The organism is Pseudomonas sp. SJZ103 (assembly GCF_007828335.1).
Classification (GTDB): domain Bacteria; phylum Pseudomonadota; class Gammaproteobacteria; order Pseudomonadales; family Pseudomonadaceae; genus Aquipseudomonas.
Genome location: NZ_VIUN01000004.1, coordinates 215035 through 229647 on the forward strand (window position 1 = coordinate 215035; position 14613 = coordinate 229647).

12 protein-coding genes and 4 tRNA genes are annotated in these 14613 nt (G+C 60.3%); 3 read left to right on the forward strand and 13 right to left on the reverse strand.

Going from position 1 to position 14613, the window contains the following annotated elements; all coding sequences use genetic code 11:
* Window positions 1-29: 29 nt before the first annotated feature.
* The 12 genes from FBY10_RS11860 to uvrB form a co-directional block, all read right to left on the reverse strand.
* Window positions 30-800 (reverse strand): hypothetical protein, encoded by a 771-nt coding sequence (locus FBY10_RS11860; RefSeq protein WP_371920973.1) that lies wholly within the window; start codon window positions 798-800, stop codon window positions 30-32.
* 294 nt (window positions 801-1094) lie between these two features.
* Window positions 1095-2414 carry a hypothetical protein gene (locus FBY10_RS11865; RefSeq protein ID WP_145622921.1) on the reverse strand — a complete coding sequence of 440 codons (1320 nt, stop codon included), beginning with the start codon at window positions 2412-2414 and terminating at the stop codon, window positions 1095-1097.
* 481 nt (window positions 2415-2895) lie between these two features.
* Window positions 2896-3855 carry a tRNA-dihydrouridine synthase gene (locus FBY10_RS11870; RefSeq protein WP_131699739.1) on the reverse strand — a complete coding sequence of 320 codons (960 nt, stop codon included), beginning with the start codon at window positions 3853-3855 and terminating at the stop codon, window positions 2896-2898.
* Window positions 3856-3910: 55 nt separating this feature from the next.
* The gene (locus FBY10_RS11875; protein ID WP_042571801.1) at window positions 3911-4345 is read right to left on the reverse strand and encodes a thioesterase family protein; all 435 of its coding nucleotides are present in this window, start codon (window positions 4343-4345) and stop codon (window positions 3911-3913) included.
* Window positions 4346-4384: 39 nt separating this feature from the next.
* Window positions 4385-5218, reverse strand: a complete 834-nt coding sequence (locus FBY10_RS11880; RefSeq protein ID WP_131699740.1) for an alpha/beta hydrolase — start codon at window positions 5216-5218, stop codon at window positions 4385-4387.
* 14 nt (window positions 5219-5232) lie between these two features.
* The gene (locus tag FBY10_RS11885; protein WP_131699741.1) at window positions 5233-5772 is read right to left on the reverse strand and encodes a TetR/AcrR family transcriptional regulator; all 540 of its coding nucleotides are present in this window, start codon (window positions 5770-5772) and stop codon (window positions 5233-5235) included.
* Between the two features lie 181 nt (window positions 5773-5953).
* Window positions 5954-6029: transfer RNA gene (locus FBY10_RS11890), tRNA-Glu, on the reverse strand.
* An 80-nt stretch (window positions 6030-6109) separates the two neighbouring features.
* A tRNA-Ala gene (locus tag FBY10_RS11895) sits at window positions 6110-6185 on the reverse strand.
* Window positions 6186-6235: 50 nt separating this feature from the next.
* Window positions 6236-6311: transfer RNA gene (locus FBY10_RS11900), tRNA-Glu, on the reverse strand.
* Window positions 6312-6389: 78 nt separating this feature from the next.
* Window positions 6390-6465: transfer RNA gene (locus FBY10_RS11905), tRNA-Ala, on the reverse strand.
* 147 nt (window positions 6466-6612) lie between these two features.
* Complete coding sequence (gene gltX / locus FBY10_RS11910; RefSeq protein WP_046068947.1) at window positions 6613-8094, reverse strand: glutamate--tRNA ligase; 1482 nt, start codon at window positions 8092-8094, stop codon at window positions 6613-6615.
* 199 nt (window positions 8095-8293) lie between these two features.
* On the reverse strand, window positions 8294-10309 hold the full coding sequence (gene uvrB, locus FBY10_RS11915) for an excinuclease ABC subunit UvrB (RefSeq protein ID WP_131699742.1): 2016 nt from the start codon (window positions 10307-10309) through the stop codon (window positions 8294-8296).
* Window positions 10310-10651: 342 nt separating this feature from the next.
* Here uvrB and FBY10_RS11920 point away from each other — a divergent pair, with 342 nt between their 5' ends.
* Entirely contained in the window at window positions 10652-11848 is a 1197-nt protein-coding gene (locus tag FBY10_RS11920; RefSeq protein WP_145336314.1) for an amino acid aminotransferase, read from the forward strand.
* Window positions 11849-11959: 111 nt separating this feature from the next.
* Complete coding sequence (locus tag FBY10_RS11925) at window positions 11960-12169, forward strand: hypothetical protein (protein WP_074847327.1); 210 nt, start codon at window positions 11960-11962, stop codon at window positions 12167-12169.
* A 6-nt stretch (window positions 12170-12175) separates the two neighbouring features.
* On the opposite strand, the gene FBY10_RS11930 is transcribed toward FBY10_RS11925, so the two are convergent.
* Complete coding sequence (locus FBY10_RS11930; protein ID WP_145336316.1) at window positions 12176-13063, reverse strand: LysR family transcriptional regulator; 888 nt, start codon at window positions 13061-13063, stop codon at window positions 12176-12178.
* 103 nt (window positions 13064-13166) lie between these two features.
* Here FBY10_RS11930 and FBY10_RS11935 point away from each other — a divergent pair, with 103 nt between their 5' ends.
* Entirely contained in the window at window positions 13167-14558 is a 1392-nt protein-coding gene (locus FBY10_RS11935; RefSeq protein ID WP_145336318.1) for an aldehyde dehydrogenase family protein, read from the forward strand.
* Window positions 14559-14613: the final 55 nt, after the last annotated feature.

Below are 14613 nucleotides of genomic sequence, written 5' to 3' on the forward strand. Positions count from 1 at the left end.
CCCTTGACCAGGAAACAAGTACGCGCCGCTCAAACCAGTGCGATGGCCTGCCCGTGTGTCGGCGCGCCACCTGGTCGCCCGTATAACTCCTCGCGACCATTGATCACAGCCACTGAATGAAGGGATCGGTTACACATGCCCAACTGACCGTTGGCGAGGTCTCGCACGCTGACCGTCCTCATGTATTTTCTCAAACCCAAGCGCTCGAAGCCTTCACCGGGGCCACGCTCATCCTCACCATCGTTCAAGCTGCTCACGCCAGCCTGAAAACTGCGGCGAGCCCGGCCGTCGTTATTTTCCAGTTGTGCGCGCTTGGCACTCACGGCGAACAGGAATTGCGCATCCTTGAGCATGCCTTTATCAGGGCCGATGAATTTCGAACCGGCCGCGCCTATTCGCAACTCCTGGTCGCTCAGGGTAAGGACATAGTCATCGCGCATCGTTATCCGATAGCCATCGCCGACTCTAAGTACCTCCTTATAAATATCCGTGGGGCTTTGGCCAAACTTGTACATCGCCGCCTTGATGGCCGATACCGTGACACAGTTACCATCCGGCCCTTGGCGGAAGCCACTCCAGATATTGTCGGGCTTGGCGCCATTACGCTTATCGGACAAGTTCGGAATATGGGCCGGGACATTTCGTCTCGGTTCCGGTGCAGGTATTGGTGCAGGTATCGGTGCAGGTACAAATGGAGGGGTGACTTCCGGTTTCGGCGCAACATCGCGATCACTCTTATCCGGTTTAACCGAGACCAGGTTAATCAATTGAGTGACTAATGAGTTGAACAACGTGATCAAGTTTGCAATCGGAGCTAAGTGATCTCCTATCGCAACGCTATTTGGCCGAACACTTACAGGCGTAGATACGGAGCCTGCTCTAAAGCCAGCACTTTCCGGCTTGGAAGGCAGCACAGTTTCATTGATAGCGGTCGGTAACTCCCTATGCAACACCTGACGCACATCCACTGTGCGAGCAATATTATTAATTGGGTAGCATGACATGATTGTCTCTCTACATTCTTAGCGATTCTCCGAAGATTACGTCCGGAGAACGCTGTTTTTATCGAAGAGGTCGAAATACGACGCCAGGCATCAGGTCCTTGCGCGGCGACGATTGATAAAGCTCCAACCTTTGATATCTGCGTGAGATTCGGCTGGGCCCGGGCTAGTCACATCAGGTGCAGGCTTTGGCACGACTGGGTTAACCGGCGGCTGCGGTGTGTCCTCGAGCTTGGGCTGCGGTTTCACCGTGGTTTGCGGCGTAGCCTCGGGCTTGGGCTGCGGTTTCACCGTGGTTTGCGGCGTAGCCTCGGGCTTGGGCTGCGGCGTTACCGTGGTTGGCGGCGTAGCGTCGGGCTTGGGCTGCGGTTTCACCGTGGTTTGCGGTGTAGCGTCGGGCTTGGGTTGCGGCGTTACCGTGGTTTGCGGCGTAGCGTCGGGCTTGGGCTGCGGTTTCACCGTGGTTTGCGGCGTAGCGTCGGGCTTGGGCTGCGGCGTCACCGTGGTTTGCGGCGTAGCGTCGGGCTTGGGCTGCGGCGTTACCGTGGTTTGCGGCGTAGCGTCAGGCTTGGGCTGCGGTGTCACCGTGGTTTGCCTGCCTTTGTCGTGCTCGGCCCTGGTATCTGGACAGTGGCAATGGCCGACATTGACTTCCACCTTCACCTGCGCATTCGCATCGTTGGTGACGTGGATGCCAGGTTGGGGAACTGGAGGCAGATAACGAGGGGTCGGTTTAGGCGGTATCACCTGAAACACGCCATCATCCGTTTTGATCTTGACCTTCATCTGATCGTCCCCATTTGGCGCGGTCTTGGGTAACGGGTTTACGCCTGGCTGAACTTTCGGCTGATCCGCGGCGTTCGGCGCCACCTTCGGCAACGGGTTGGCGTCTGGCTGAACTTTCGGCTGATCCGCGGCGTTCGGCACCACTTTCGGCAACAGGCTGGCGTCTGGCTGCACTTTCGGCTGATTCGCGGCGTTCGGCGCCACTTTCGGCAACGGGCTGGCGTCTGGCTGCACTTTCGCCTGATCCGCGGCGTTCGGCGCCACCTTCGGCAACGGGCTTGAGTCCGTGCTGTTTTTTTTCTGAGGGTCTGTACCCGAGTTAACCTTGGCCGACGTATCAGAGCTGGTCTTCAGGTCAGGAGTTATATTTTTCCCCGTTACCATTTCCCGCATGGCCCTGAAAACTTGTTCAAGCATGTCAAACAACTTAGACAGCGCCCCTGCGCTAATCATCATCTCGCCCTGCGAACCTCGGGAGAGGTCTTGCTGAATAGTGGGCGGAATAACTTTTGAATCATTAGTGGCGGTACCGGGTGAGCCCCCCGTTTTAGAAAGTACTGGTACCTGCGAATCATTGGGTGTTGCATCAAACTTCACAAAAGGCGAATTATTAATCGAGAAAGACATTATCAATATTCCTTAGTCAGCGCCGCCATGAGCATGAGCACATAGGACAGCGACAGGATTTATGGAGGCCGAAAACAACAGTGTTGCATCTCAGTCCCTTCATTCGTGGAATCTGACGCCATCAAGTTCCAGAAATCGCGGTTCACATAAGGAAAGGAAACCAAACTTTCGGACTTTGCCTCATCGCTATCCCCAGAAATCCGCGATTCAACCCGCATGCGCGCATTGCCGGTAGACACAAGCACTAATAAACCGCCGCGCATGTCATTAAGCGAAATCATTAGCCGCCCCATTAAATCAATGTTTGTGCTAGTTCACGCGCACAGGAATACCATCAGCACGACTAGCCCGCCCCGCTAAAAAAATGACAGGAACTTACAGAGTGATTCAGCAGTAACGTTTAAATACCTTAAAATGCAAAATGCTCCGTATCTTTCGATAAGGAGCATTCGCTTAAAATACAGGCAGACAGTTTCCAGTGTCAGGCCGCGCCCAAAGGACTCATCCCTAATAAACGACTGACGTGGTCCAATTCGGTTTCCCGGCGCAGAGCGGTAAACAGTTCCACCGCTTCCGGGTAATTGCGCGTTAGCATCGCCAGCCACTGCTTCAAGCGACCAGGCGCCTGACGATCAGTCAACTGCGCCACGCACTGGGTCCAGAAGCCCTGAAGCATAGGCTGCAGTTGAGCCCAGGTCATTTCCACCACCTCTCCACCTGCACGTGCGGCGGCGATTTGCCGGGCCAGGTCTGGGCGCGCCACCAAGCCACGACCGAGCATGATGTCTTCGACACCACTGATCTCCCGACAGCGCCGCCAGTCTTCTACACTCCAGATATCGCCATTGGCGAACACCGGCACCTTGACCACATCCTGTACACGCGGAATCCACTCCCAGTGGGCTGGCGGTTTGTAGCCATCGGTCTTGGTACGCGCATGCACCACGATATGCGCCGCACCACCTTCGGCCAGTGCCGTGGCACACACCAGCGCGCCATCCGGGCTGTCGAAGCCCAGGCGCATCTTGGCGGTGACCGGGATATGGGCAGGCACGGCACGACGCACGTGTTCGACGATCCGATTGAGCAGCTCCGGCTCCTTGAGCAGCACCGCACCGCCACGGGATTTATTGACGGTCTTGGCCGGGCAGCCGAAGTTCAGGTCGATGACTTCGGAGCCCAGCTCGCAGGCCAACGCGGCGTTTTCCGCCAGGCACACCGGGTCGGAACCGAGCAATTGCACGCGCAACGGCACACCGGCTGCGGTATGGGCGCCGTGCAGCAGTTCCGGGGCGAGCTTGTGGAAATACGCCGGGGTGAGCAGGCGGTCGTTGACGCGGATGAACTCGGTCACGCACCAGTCGATACCGCCCACGCGGGTCAACACGTCCCGCAGGATGTTGTCGACCAACCCCTCCATGGGCGCCAAAGCAATTTGCATGGAAAACACTCAACAAAAATCGTGGCGCAGTTTACTGGGTTTCCCGCGGCAACCGTTAACCCCCTGTCAGGGCGGGGCCATAACCGTCGAGAAACTCGGCCGGCATGCGCTTGGGCTTGCCGGTGGACAATTCGATGCAGACAAAGGTGGTGTGCGCCCGCAGCAAGGTCGCACCATCACGCGGGCGTACCAACTGGAAACGGCGGGTCATCTTCAGGCGCTGATCCCAATCGACGATCCACGTGGCCAACTGCAGCTCGTCGCCTTCGTAGCCTGCCGCCAGGTAATCGATTTCATGGCGCACCACCGCCATGGCACGGTCCAGGCGGCGGTATTCGGTGAGGTCCAGCCCCAGGCGCTGGGAGTGGCGCCAGGCGCAGCGCTCCAGCCAGGACACGTACACCGCGTTATTGGCGTGCCCCAGGCCGTCGATGTCTTCAGGCGCGACCTGCAGATCGATGATAAACGGCGTTGCCAAATCCCAGCCCATGCCTTGCTCCAGTCGATTAATGTCGGCGGGGGCAGTGTATCAGGCGGTTTGCCGGTCCTGTAGACGGCGCCCCGCCAACAACGCCAGCACGCCCTCGATCACCCGGGGATCGGCCAGCACTTTCTGGTGCCCGCCCTGCTCCAGGCGCAGCAGGCGGCTGTCGAACCAGGCTTCGTGGATGGCTTGAGACGCCTTGACCGGAACGAAGGTATCGTCTTCGGCGTGCACGATCAGGCCAGGGATATTCATCTGGTAATGGGCCACATCCAGGTGTTTGAGCGGCATTCCGAAGGTCAACTCCACCCCCTGGATAAATGCCGAGCGTGCACGCGCCGGTAAACCGACCATATGGGTAAAGCCGCGCAGCACATCCAGGAAGCGTGACGGGGCGGCGATGCTCACCAACGCCTCGGTACGCAGCCCCAACTGCACTGCCAGCATCGCACTGGCACCGCCCATGGAATGGCCGATCACAGCGTGCAGCGGCGGCAGTTCGGCAGCCGCCTCCAGCATGGCCCGGGCGAACAGCAGCACGTGAGCCTCCCGTCCCGGCGAACGACCATGGGCGGGGCCGTCCAGGGCAATCACGGAGTATCCGTTGTCTATCAACGCGGTGATCAAGCTGGCGAACTGGGTTGGACGACCTTCCCAGCCGTGCATCAACAACACCGCAGGGCCTTGACCCCAGCGCAGGGCGGACAGGCCGAAACGCAAGGTAATGCGTTCCGATTGCGCCAGCAGCGGCAGTTCCCAGTCACGCGGCGGCAGGTCGCGTGGCGTCATGAAGACACGCCGCATCTTATTGGCCACGGTTTGCGGTGCCAGGTGTCCCACGGTGCCGTTGAAGCGACGAAGCCAGGTTAACGCGCCCATCCTCGCACCCTCTTTTAGCGCACAGCCGACTTGGCCGCACGTAACACTCGGTCCGACAGCTCGCCCGGCCCCAGGGCACGCGCCAAGGCCAGTCCACCGATCATCAACGCCATATCAGCCAAGGCTTTGTCGGTGTCTTCAGGACTGGCGGCGAGCTGGGCAACCATCAGTTCCACATGCTCGTTCAGCACTTCGCGAAAGGCGTCCGGCAGCCGCGCCATCTCGCCCACGGTAGCTGGGATCGGGCATGCTTGAACCGTTGAATCGCGATGCTTGCGCGACAGATAAAATGCCGCCACCAGGCCTCTGCGCTCTTCTCCCGTCAGTTGTGCGTCCATATCGTCGATAGCGGCACGACGGCGCGCCAACAGCTGGGTGAAGGCCTCCAGCATCAAGGCGTCCTTGCTTTCAAAGTGCGCGTAAAAACCACCGACGGTCAGCCCCGCCGCGCCCATGACTTCACCCACGCTAGGCTCGGCTGGACCACGCTGGATCAACGCGGCGCTGGCGGCTTGCAGAATACGTTCGCGGGTTTGCGCTTTTTTATCGCTCATCGTTGCCTCCGACTTTCCTGAGTTAAATATTATTACCATAATAATATTTAGCAAGCGACAGACATGACCACTGGTCAGCACAAAAAAGGGAATGGAAGAGAGAATTGGCCAAACGCCAGACAAACAAAAGGGCCATTCAATAATTGAATGACCCTTAAAAATCCCGCAAAGCGGGTAATCGTGGCGTCCCCTAGGGGACTCGAACCCCTGTTACCGCCGTGAAAGGGCGGTGTCCTAGGCCACTAGACGAAGGGGACACAAACCTTCTATACACCTGATCAGTGCTGAGAACTGATCTGATTCAAGGACGGTGTGGCCGGACCTTGAACCTGTAAATTGGTGGAGCTAAACGGGATCGAACCGTTGACCTCTTGCATGCCATGCAAGCGCTCTCCCAGCTGAGCTATAGCCCCGGATTTTTCGCCTCGCGGCGCAGCAGACCTTTCGAACTGCTTGTTGAAACTGGCGTCCCCTAGGGGACTCGAACCCCTGTTACCGCCGTGAAAGGGCGGTGTCCTAGGCCACTAGACGAAGGGGACAAAACCTTCTGTACACCTGATCAGCGCTGAGAGCTGATCGATTCAAAGACGGTGTGGCCAGACCTTGAACCTGTAAATTGGTGGAGCTAAACGGGATCGAACCGTTGACCTCTTGCATGCCATGCAAGCGCTCTCCCAGCTGAGCTATAGCCCCTCATCGGTGAGGACGGGGCGAATCTTAATGGCGGTTTGGAAACGTGTCAAATTTATTTTCAACATTTTTCAAAGTTTTTTGCCAGGATAACAATCACTTACCGACGAAACCCCGGAAAACCTGGGTTTCGTCGCTGCAACGGACTGTTTAAGCGATAGCGCCCAACAGCTTTTCCCACTCTTTGTTTTCTTTCTTCGATACACCACCAAGCAAATCAAGGGCTTGGCGCAGGCGGAAACGCGTCAGGTCCGGGCCAAGAATTTCCATCGCATCCAGCACAGAGACCGAACTGGCCTGCCCGGTGATCGCAGCAAACATCAGCGGCATGGCATCGCGCAATTTCAGCTCCAGGGATTCAACTACCGCCTGGATCGTCGCGGTGATCGCATCCTTCTCCCACTGGCGCAGGCTTTCCAGCTTCCACAGGATCAACTGCATCAGTTGGCGAACCTGGTCAGCCGAGAGCTTCTTGGATTCGAACAACTTGGCATCCGGGTTCACGCCACCGGCAAAGAAGAAGCTGGCCAACGGTGCGACCTGGCTGAACGTCTCCACCCTGCCCTGCACCAACGGCGCGATCTTCATCATGTATTCAGGGTTCAGCGCCCATTGCTGCACGCGGCTGGCGAATTCTTCCACCGGCAGATCACGCAGCCACTGGCCATTGAGCCACGACAGTTTCTCGATATCGAAGATAGGCCCACCCAGCGATACGCGGGACAGGTCGAAGTTGTCGACCATTTCCTGCAGCGAGAACTTCTCGCGCTCGTCCGGCATCGACCAGCCCATGCGGCCCAGGTAGTTGAGCATCGCTTCCGGCATGAAGCCCATGCGCTCGTAGAACGTCACCGATGTGGGGTTCTTGCGCTTGGACAGCTTGCTCTTGTCCGGGTTGCGCAGCAGCGGCATGTAGCACAGCTGCGGCTGTTCCCAACCGAAGTACTCGTAAAGCAGGATCAGCTTCGGCGCCGACGGCAGCCACTCTTCGCCGCGCAGCACGTGGGTGATGCCCATCAGGTGGTCGTCGACCACGTTGGCCAGGAAGTACGTCGGCAGGCCATCGGTCTTCATCAACACCTGCATGTCCATGCGGTCCCACGGGATCTCGACATCACCGCGCAGCATGTCCGGCACCACGCACACGCCTTCGCTCGGCACTTTCATGCGGATAACGTGAGGTTCACCGGCGGCCAGGCGGGCAGCCACTTCCTCTTTCGACAGCAGCAACGCGCGGCCATCGTAGCGCGGGGTTTCGCCACGGGCCTGTTGCTCGGCGCGCATCTGGTCGAGTTCTTCAGCGGTGCAGAAGCATGGGAACGCATGGCCCATGTCGACCAGTTGCTGGGTGTACTGCTTGTAGATGTCGCTGCGCTCGCTCTGGCGATACGGGCCGTGCGGACCGCCGACGTCCGGGCCTTCGGCCCAGGTGATGCCCAACCAGCGCAAAGCATCGAAAATCTGCTGTTCCGACTCGCGGGTGGAGCGCAGTTGATCGGTGTCTTCGATCCGCAGGATGAATTCACCGCCGTGCTGCTTGGCAAAGCAGTAGTTGAACAAGGCGATGTAGGCAGTGCCGACGTGGGGATCCCCAGTAGGCGATGGCGCGATGCGCGTGCGGACGGTGGTCATGGCAGGTCTCGAATGGGCGATGTAACTGAAATTGAAACAAGGGGCGAATGGTAACAGCCTGGGTGATTTCTGGAAAACCGAGGGCAGCCATCGGGGGCAAGTCGAATCGTCGCACCGCCCCTCCCACATTTGACGGTGTTCGCCAATCAAAGTGTGGGAGGGGGCTTGCCCCCGATGAGGCCGGTCAAGTCACCGCCAATCAAACCGCCAGCAGGCGCTCACGCAACTTGCCAATTTCATCGCGGGTCTGCGCCGCCGCCTCAAACTCCAGATCCCGCGCCAGCTGATACATCTTCTCTTCCAACTGGCGAATCCGCTTGGTGATCTCACTCGGCGAGCGCAGTTCGTTCTCGTACTTGGCGCTTTCCTCGGCAGCCTTGGCCATGCCCTTGCGCTTCTTGCTGCGCGAGCCCGGCACGGTGGCGCCTTCCATGATGTCGGCAACGTCCTTGAACACGCCTTTAGGCGTAATGCCGTTTTCCAGGTTGAAGGCAATTTGCTTGTCGCGACGGCGTTGCGTCTCGCCAATCGCCCGTTCCATGGAGCCGGTGATGCGATCCGCGTAGAGAATCGCCCGGCCATTGAGGTTTCGGGCTGCGCGGCCGATGGTCTGGATCAGCGAGCGTTCGGAGCGCAGGAACCCCTCCTTGTCCGCATCGAGGATCGCTACCAGCGACACTTCCGGCATGTCCAGGCCTTCGCGCAGCAGGTTGATGCCCACCAGCACATCAAAGGTGCCCAGGCGCAGGTCGCGGATGATTTCCACGCGCTCCACGGTGTCGATGTCCGAGTGCAGGTAGCGCACCCGCACGCCGTGGTCGGCGAGGTAATCGGTCAAGTCTTCGGACATGCGCTTGGTCAGCGTGGTGACCAGCACCCGCTCCTCCAGGGCCACACGCTTATGGATCTCCGACAACAGGTCATCAACCTGGGTCAGCGCCGGGCGAATTTCGATTTCCGGATCGACCAGACCGGTCGGCCGCACCAGTTGCTCGATCACACGGCCGGCATGCTCGGCCTCGTAGTTGCCCGGCGTGGCCGACACAAAGATGGTCTGCGGGCTGATGGCTTCCCACTCGTCGAAGCGCATCGGCCGGTTGTCCAGCGCCGAAGGCAGGCGGAAGCCGTACTCCACCAGGGTTTCCTTACGCGAGCGGTCGCCCTTATACATGGCGCCCACTTGCGGCACGCTGACGTGAGATTCGTCGATCACCAGCAGTGCGTCGTCGGGCAGGTAGTCGTAGAGGGTCGGCGGCGGCGCGCCGGAGTCACGGCCCGAGAGGTAGCGCGAGTAGTTTTCGATGCCGTTGCAGTAGCCCAGCTCGAGGATCATCTCCAGATCAAAGCGCGTGCGCTGCTCCAGGCGCTGGGCCTCCACCAGCTTGTTGTTGGCGCGCAGGTACTCCAGGCGCTCGGCCAGCTCGACCTTGATGCCCTCGATGGCGCCCATCAGGGTTTCGCGCGGGGTCACATAGTGGCTTTTCGGATAGAAGGTGAAGCGCGGCAGCTTGCGGATCACCTCGCCGGTCAACGGGTCGAAGGCCGACAGGCTCTCGACTTCATCGTCAAACAGCTCGATGCGGATCGCCTCCAGGTCGGATTCGGCCGGGTAGATGTCGATCACATCGCCACGCACGCGGAAGGTGGCGCGGGCAAAATCCATGTCGTTGCGCGTGTACTGCAGGCTGGTCAGGCGGCGCAGCAGCTCGCGCTGGTCGAGTTTGTCGCCGCGGTCGACGTGCAGCACCATCTTCAAATAGGTTTCCGGGCTGCCCAGGCCATAGATGCACGACACCGTGGTGACGATGATCGCGTCCTTGCGCTCCAGCAATGCCTTGGTCGCCGACAGCCGCATCTGCTCGATATGGTCGTTGATCGACGCATCCTTCTCGATAAAGGTATCGGAGGACGGCACATACGCTTCGGGCTGGTAGTAGTCGTAGTAAGAAACGAAGTACTCCACCGCGTTGTTCGGGAAGAACGCCTTGAACTCGCCATACAACTGCGCGGCCAGGGTCTTGTTCGGGGCCAACACCAGCGTGGGGCGGTTGATCTGCGCAATCACGTTGGCGATGCTGAACGTCTTGCCCGAACCGGTCACCCCGAGCAGCGTCTGGTGCGCCAGGCCGGCCTCGATGCCTTCGACCATCTGGCGAATGGCCTCGGGCTGGTCGCCGGCAGGTTCAAAGCGGGTGACTAGTTGGAAATCCGACATAACGTACCTCTTGAAGTCACCCCAGACTGTAAACCCGTCGGGGACGAAAAAGACCACAACCCGCGAAGTTTCAGAGCGGATCGTAGGAAAAAACCATGATAGCTGTAGAAGTGGTGGCGAATGTGACGGGTTTCAAGGCAATCGTCCCGCCTGCCGTCATTGACCAATGTTGCAATAAGACTAACGGTCGGCAAATAAACCGAAAAACTTGGCCGAAAAGCCGTTTCGGTTGTCGCCCTCAGCCGTGATGGCCTCTATACTAGCTCCCCGTTTGTGCACCGCTCTAGTGCATTCGGCTGGAGCGCGACACGTCCCTCCCTTCCCCCATAGAGCCGCCGCAAAATGAGCCTGTTCTCCGCTGTCGAAATGGCACCACGCGATCCAATCCTGGGCCTCAACGAAGCATTCAACGCCGACACACGAACCACCAAGGTCAACCTTGGCGTGGGCGTTTATTGCAACGAGGAGGGGAAGATTCCACTCTTGCGTGCCGTTGCCGAAGCGGAAGCCATTCGCGTGGCGCAACACGCCGCCCGTGGCTACTTGCCGATCGACGGCATCGCGGCCTACGACAAGGCCGTGCAAACCCTGCTGTTCGGCACCGAATCGCCCCTGCTCGAAGCTGGCCGCGTCGTGACCGTGCAGGCCGTTGGCGGCACCGGCGCCCTGAAGATCGGTGCTGACTTCCTCAAGCAGCTGCTGCCCGACGCCGTCGTCGCCATCAGCGACCCAAGCTGGGAAAACCACCGCGCCCTGTTCGAAACCGCGGGCTTCCCGGTGCAGAACTACCGCTACTACGACGCCGCCACCCACGACGTGAACCGCGCCGGCCTGCTCGAAGACCTCAACGCCCTGCCGCCCCAGTCCATCGTGGTGCTGCACGCCTGCTGCCATAACCCGACCGGCGTCGACCTGAGCCCGGCCGACTGGCAACAAGTACTGGACGTGGTCAAGGCCAAGAATCTGGTGCCGTTCCTCGACATGGCCTACCAGGGCTTTGGCGACGGTATCCACGAAGACGCCGCAGCCGTGCGCCTGTTCGCCGAATCGGGCCTGACCTTCTTTGTCTCCAGCTCGTTCTCCAAGTCGTTCTCCCTGTACGGCGAGCGTGTGGGCGCACTGTCCATCGTCGGCGACTCCAAGGAAGAAAGTGCGCGCATCCTGTCCCAGGTCAAGCGCGTGATCCGCACCAACTACTCCAACCCGCCAACCCATGGCGCAGCGATTGTTGCCGCAGTGCTGAACAGCCCTGAGCTGCGCGCCCAGTGGGAAGCCGAGCTGGCCGAGATGCGCCTGCGCATCCGTGGCATGCGTGAGCAGATGGTTGCCGAGCTGGCCAAGGCTGCTCCTGGCCACGACTTCAGCTTCGTCGGTCGCCAGCGCGGGATGTTCTCCTACTCCGGCCTGACCGTTGAGCAAGTCACCCGCCTGCGCAGCGAGTTTGGTATCTACGCGCTGGATACCGGGCGTATCTGTGTGGCGGCCTTGAACCAGTCGAACATTGCTGCGGTAACAAAGGCAATTGTTCAGGTTCTATAAGCCTGACGGCGTTATACGAAGGGAAGCCGTGGCTTCCCTTTTTAATGCCTGTCGGAAAAGCCCCTGCTCCCCTAGACTGAGCAGCGATTGCCCTTTTGTTATGAGAGCCCTATGAAAAACGACGACCTGAACCTGCACGCCGACCCCGACGACCAGGAGCATTTCACCCCGCGCGCGCCACAAGCCAAGCGCCAGAAAAGCCTGGTGCTGCAAGTGGCGTTGGGTGTGTTCCTGGGCGGCCTGGCGTTGTGGCTGGTGCAGTTGGGCGCGACCGCGATCATGGCCAAATTGGCCATGGGCACCTTCCAGTTCGGCGGCTGATAGCGATCAAAATGTGGGAGGCGCGGAGTTTTGAAGAGCGCACTCCTCCAGTAGCTTGACGAAGCTGTTCAAACTCTGCGACACCGTGCCACGGCGCCAGATCAGCCAGGTATGCAAGGTGCGAAAACTGTCCGTCAGCGGCCACACGCTCACCGTGGTAAACCCCGGCATGCTTTCGAGCATGCTGCGTGGCATCAGCGCCAGGCCGGCCCCGGCGCTGACGCAGGCGAGCATGCCGTGGTAGGACTCCATCTCGAAGATCCTCCCCGGCACCGCGCCGTCCTGTGCGAACCAGCGCTCGAAATGGTGCCGGTAGGAACAGTTGGAGCGAAAGGTATAGATGCTCTCCCCGTTCACATCCTGCCCTCGCGTGATCGGCGCGTGGTGCAGCGGCGCAATCACCACCATCTCCTCCTCGAACACCGCCACGCCTTCCAGGGTGGCATGCAATACCGGTCCGTCCACAAACGCCGCCGCCAGCCGCCCCGACAACACACCCTCGATCATCGTGCCTGAAGGCCCGGTGCTCAGGTCCAGCTCGACCTTAGTGTGCTTCTGGTTATAGGCCGCGAGCAGCGCCGGGATCCGCACCGCCGCCGTGCTTTCCAGGGAACCGAGGGCAAACGCGCCCTGGGGCTCCTCCCCCGCCACCGTCGCGCGGGCCTCCTGGACCAGGTCGAGAATACGCCGCGCATAGCCGAGAAAATTCCACCCGGCGGGCGACAGCCGCAGGCGACTCTTCTCGCGGATAAACAACTCCACGCCCAAATCCTGCTCCAGTTGCTTGATGCGCGTGGTCAGGTTCGACGGCACCCGATGAATCAACTGCGCGGCGGCGCTGATGCTGCCTTGCTCGGCAACGGCCTTGAAGATTTCCAGCTGCACCAAATCCAAATCATTCTCCAATCGTGAATGTATTGCTCAATATTATTCAGTTTCCAGAAAACATGCATCCCCGTAGGCTGAACCCATTCCACTCATTCAGCCGGACGGTGCCATGAACGCTATTTCTCCCCAGACCCACGCCCTGTCGATCAACCCCGCCACCGGCGAAACCGTCGGCAGCTACCCCTACGAAACCGCCGCGCAGCTGGATGCCGCCCTCGACCGTGCTACCGCAGCCTTCCGCACCTGGCGCCGCCAGCCGGTCAGCCAGCGTGCCGAATTGCTGCTGGCCCTGGCCGGCGCCCTGCGCGATCAGGCCGAAGAGATGGCGCAGATGATCACCCTGGAAATGGGCAAGCCCATCACCCAGGCCCGTGCCGAAATCGAAAAATGCGCCCAGCTCAGCGAGTGGTACGCCGCCCAGGGCCCGGCCATGCTGGCCCCGGAACCCACCTTGGTGGACAACGGCAGCGCCCAGATCGAATACCGCCCGCTGGGCCCGATCCTCGCCGTGATGCCGTGGAACTTCCCGGTGTGGCAAGTACTGCGCGGCGCCGTGCCGACCCTGCTCGCCGGCAACACCTACGTGCTCAAACACGCGCCGAACGTAATGGGCAGCGCCTACCTGATGAAAGCGGCGTTGCAGAAAGCCGGTTTCGCTGAAGGCCTGTTCGAAGTCATCAACGTGACACAGGACGGCGTATCCAAGGCCATCGCCGACCCGCGCATCGCCGCCGTCACCCTCACCGGCAGCGTACGCGCCGGCATGGCCATCGGCTCCCAGGCCGGCGCCGCGCTGAAAAAATGCGTGCTGGAACTGGGTGGCTCCGACCCGTTCATCGTGCTCAACGACGCCGACCTCGACGCCGCCGTGCAGGCCGCCGTGATCGGCCGCTTCCAGAACAGCGGCCAGGTCTGCGCCGCCGCCAAGCGCCTGATCATCGAAGCCGGTGTGGTGGACGCCTTCACCGTCAAGTTCGTCGAAGCCAGCCGCGCGCTGGTAATGGGCGACCCTACCTCGGCCAGCACCTACGTCGGCCCGATGGCACGCTTCGACCTGCGCGACGAGCTGCACGGCCAGGTCCAGGCCACCCTGGAAGAAGGCGCCACCCTGCTGCTGGGTGGCCACAAAGTGGCCGGCGCCGCCAACTACTATGAGCCGACCGTACTGGCCGACGTCACCGACCAGATGACCTCATTCAAACAGGAACTGTTTGGCCCCGTGGCCTCGATCATCACCGCTCGCGACGCCGACCATGCCGTAGCCCTGGCCAATGACAGCGAGTTCGGCCTCACCGCCAGCATCTTCACCACCGACCCGGCCAAGGCCCGCAACATCGCCAACCAGTTGGAAACCGGCGGGATCTTCGTCAACGCGTTCAGCGTGTCCGACCCTCGGGTGGCGTTTGGCGGCGTGAAGAAGAGCGGGTTTGGGCGCGAGTTGTCGCATTTTGGCGTACGCGAATTCTGCAATGCACAGACCGTGTGGCTGGATCGCAAGTAGCAGCAGTGAACAAATGGCGTTAGCATTCTGTCCACTCGGCTTAACAGCATGTTTT

Bases quoted from the DNA above. Each gene is read 5' to 3' on its own strand.
- FBY10_RS11880 (WP_131699740.1), bottom strand. From the start codon at position 5,218: ATGGGCGCGTTAACCTGGCTTCGTCGCTTCAACGGCACCGTGGGACAC.
- FBY10_RS11870 (WP_131699739.1), bottom strand. From the start codon at position 3,855: ATGCAAATTGCTTTGGCGCCCATGGAGGGGTTGGTCGACAACATCCTG.
- uvrB (WP_131699742.1), bottom strand. From the start codon at position 10,309: ATGTCGGATTTCCAACTAGTCACCCGCTTTGAACCTGCCGGCGACCAG.
- FBY10_RS11885 (WP_131699741.1), bottom strand. From the start codon at position 5,772: ATGAGCGATAAAAAAGCGCAAACCCGCGAACGTATTCTGCAAGCCGCC.
- FBY10_RS11920 (WP_145336314.1), top strand. From the start codon at position 10,652: ATGAGCCTGTTCTCCGCTGTCGAAATGGCACCACGCGATCCAATCCTG.
- FBY10_RS11875 (WP_042571801.1), bottom strand. From the start codon at position 4,345: ATGGGCTGGGATTTGGCAACGCCGTTTATCATCGATCTGCAGGTCGCG.
- FBY10_RS11935 (WP_145336318.1), top strand. From the start codon at position 13,167: ATGAACGCTATTTCTCCCCAGACCCACGCCCTGTCGATCAACCCCGCC.
- FBY10_RS11925 (WP_074847327.1), top strand. From the start codon at position 11,960: ATGAAAAACGACGACCTGAACCTGCACGCCGACCCCGACGACCAGGAG.
- FBY10_RS11865 (WP_145622921.1), bottom strand. From the start codon at position 2,414: ATGTCTTTCTCGATTAATAATTCGCCTTTTGTGAAGTTTGATGCAACA.
- gltX (WP_046068947.1), bottom strand. From the start codon at position 8,094: ATGACCACCGTCCGCACGCGCATCGCGCCATCGCCTACTGGGGATCCC.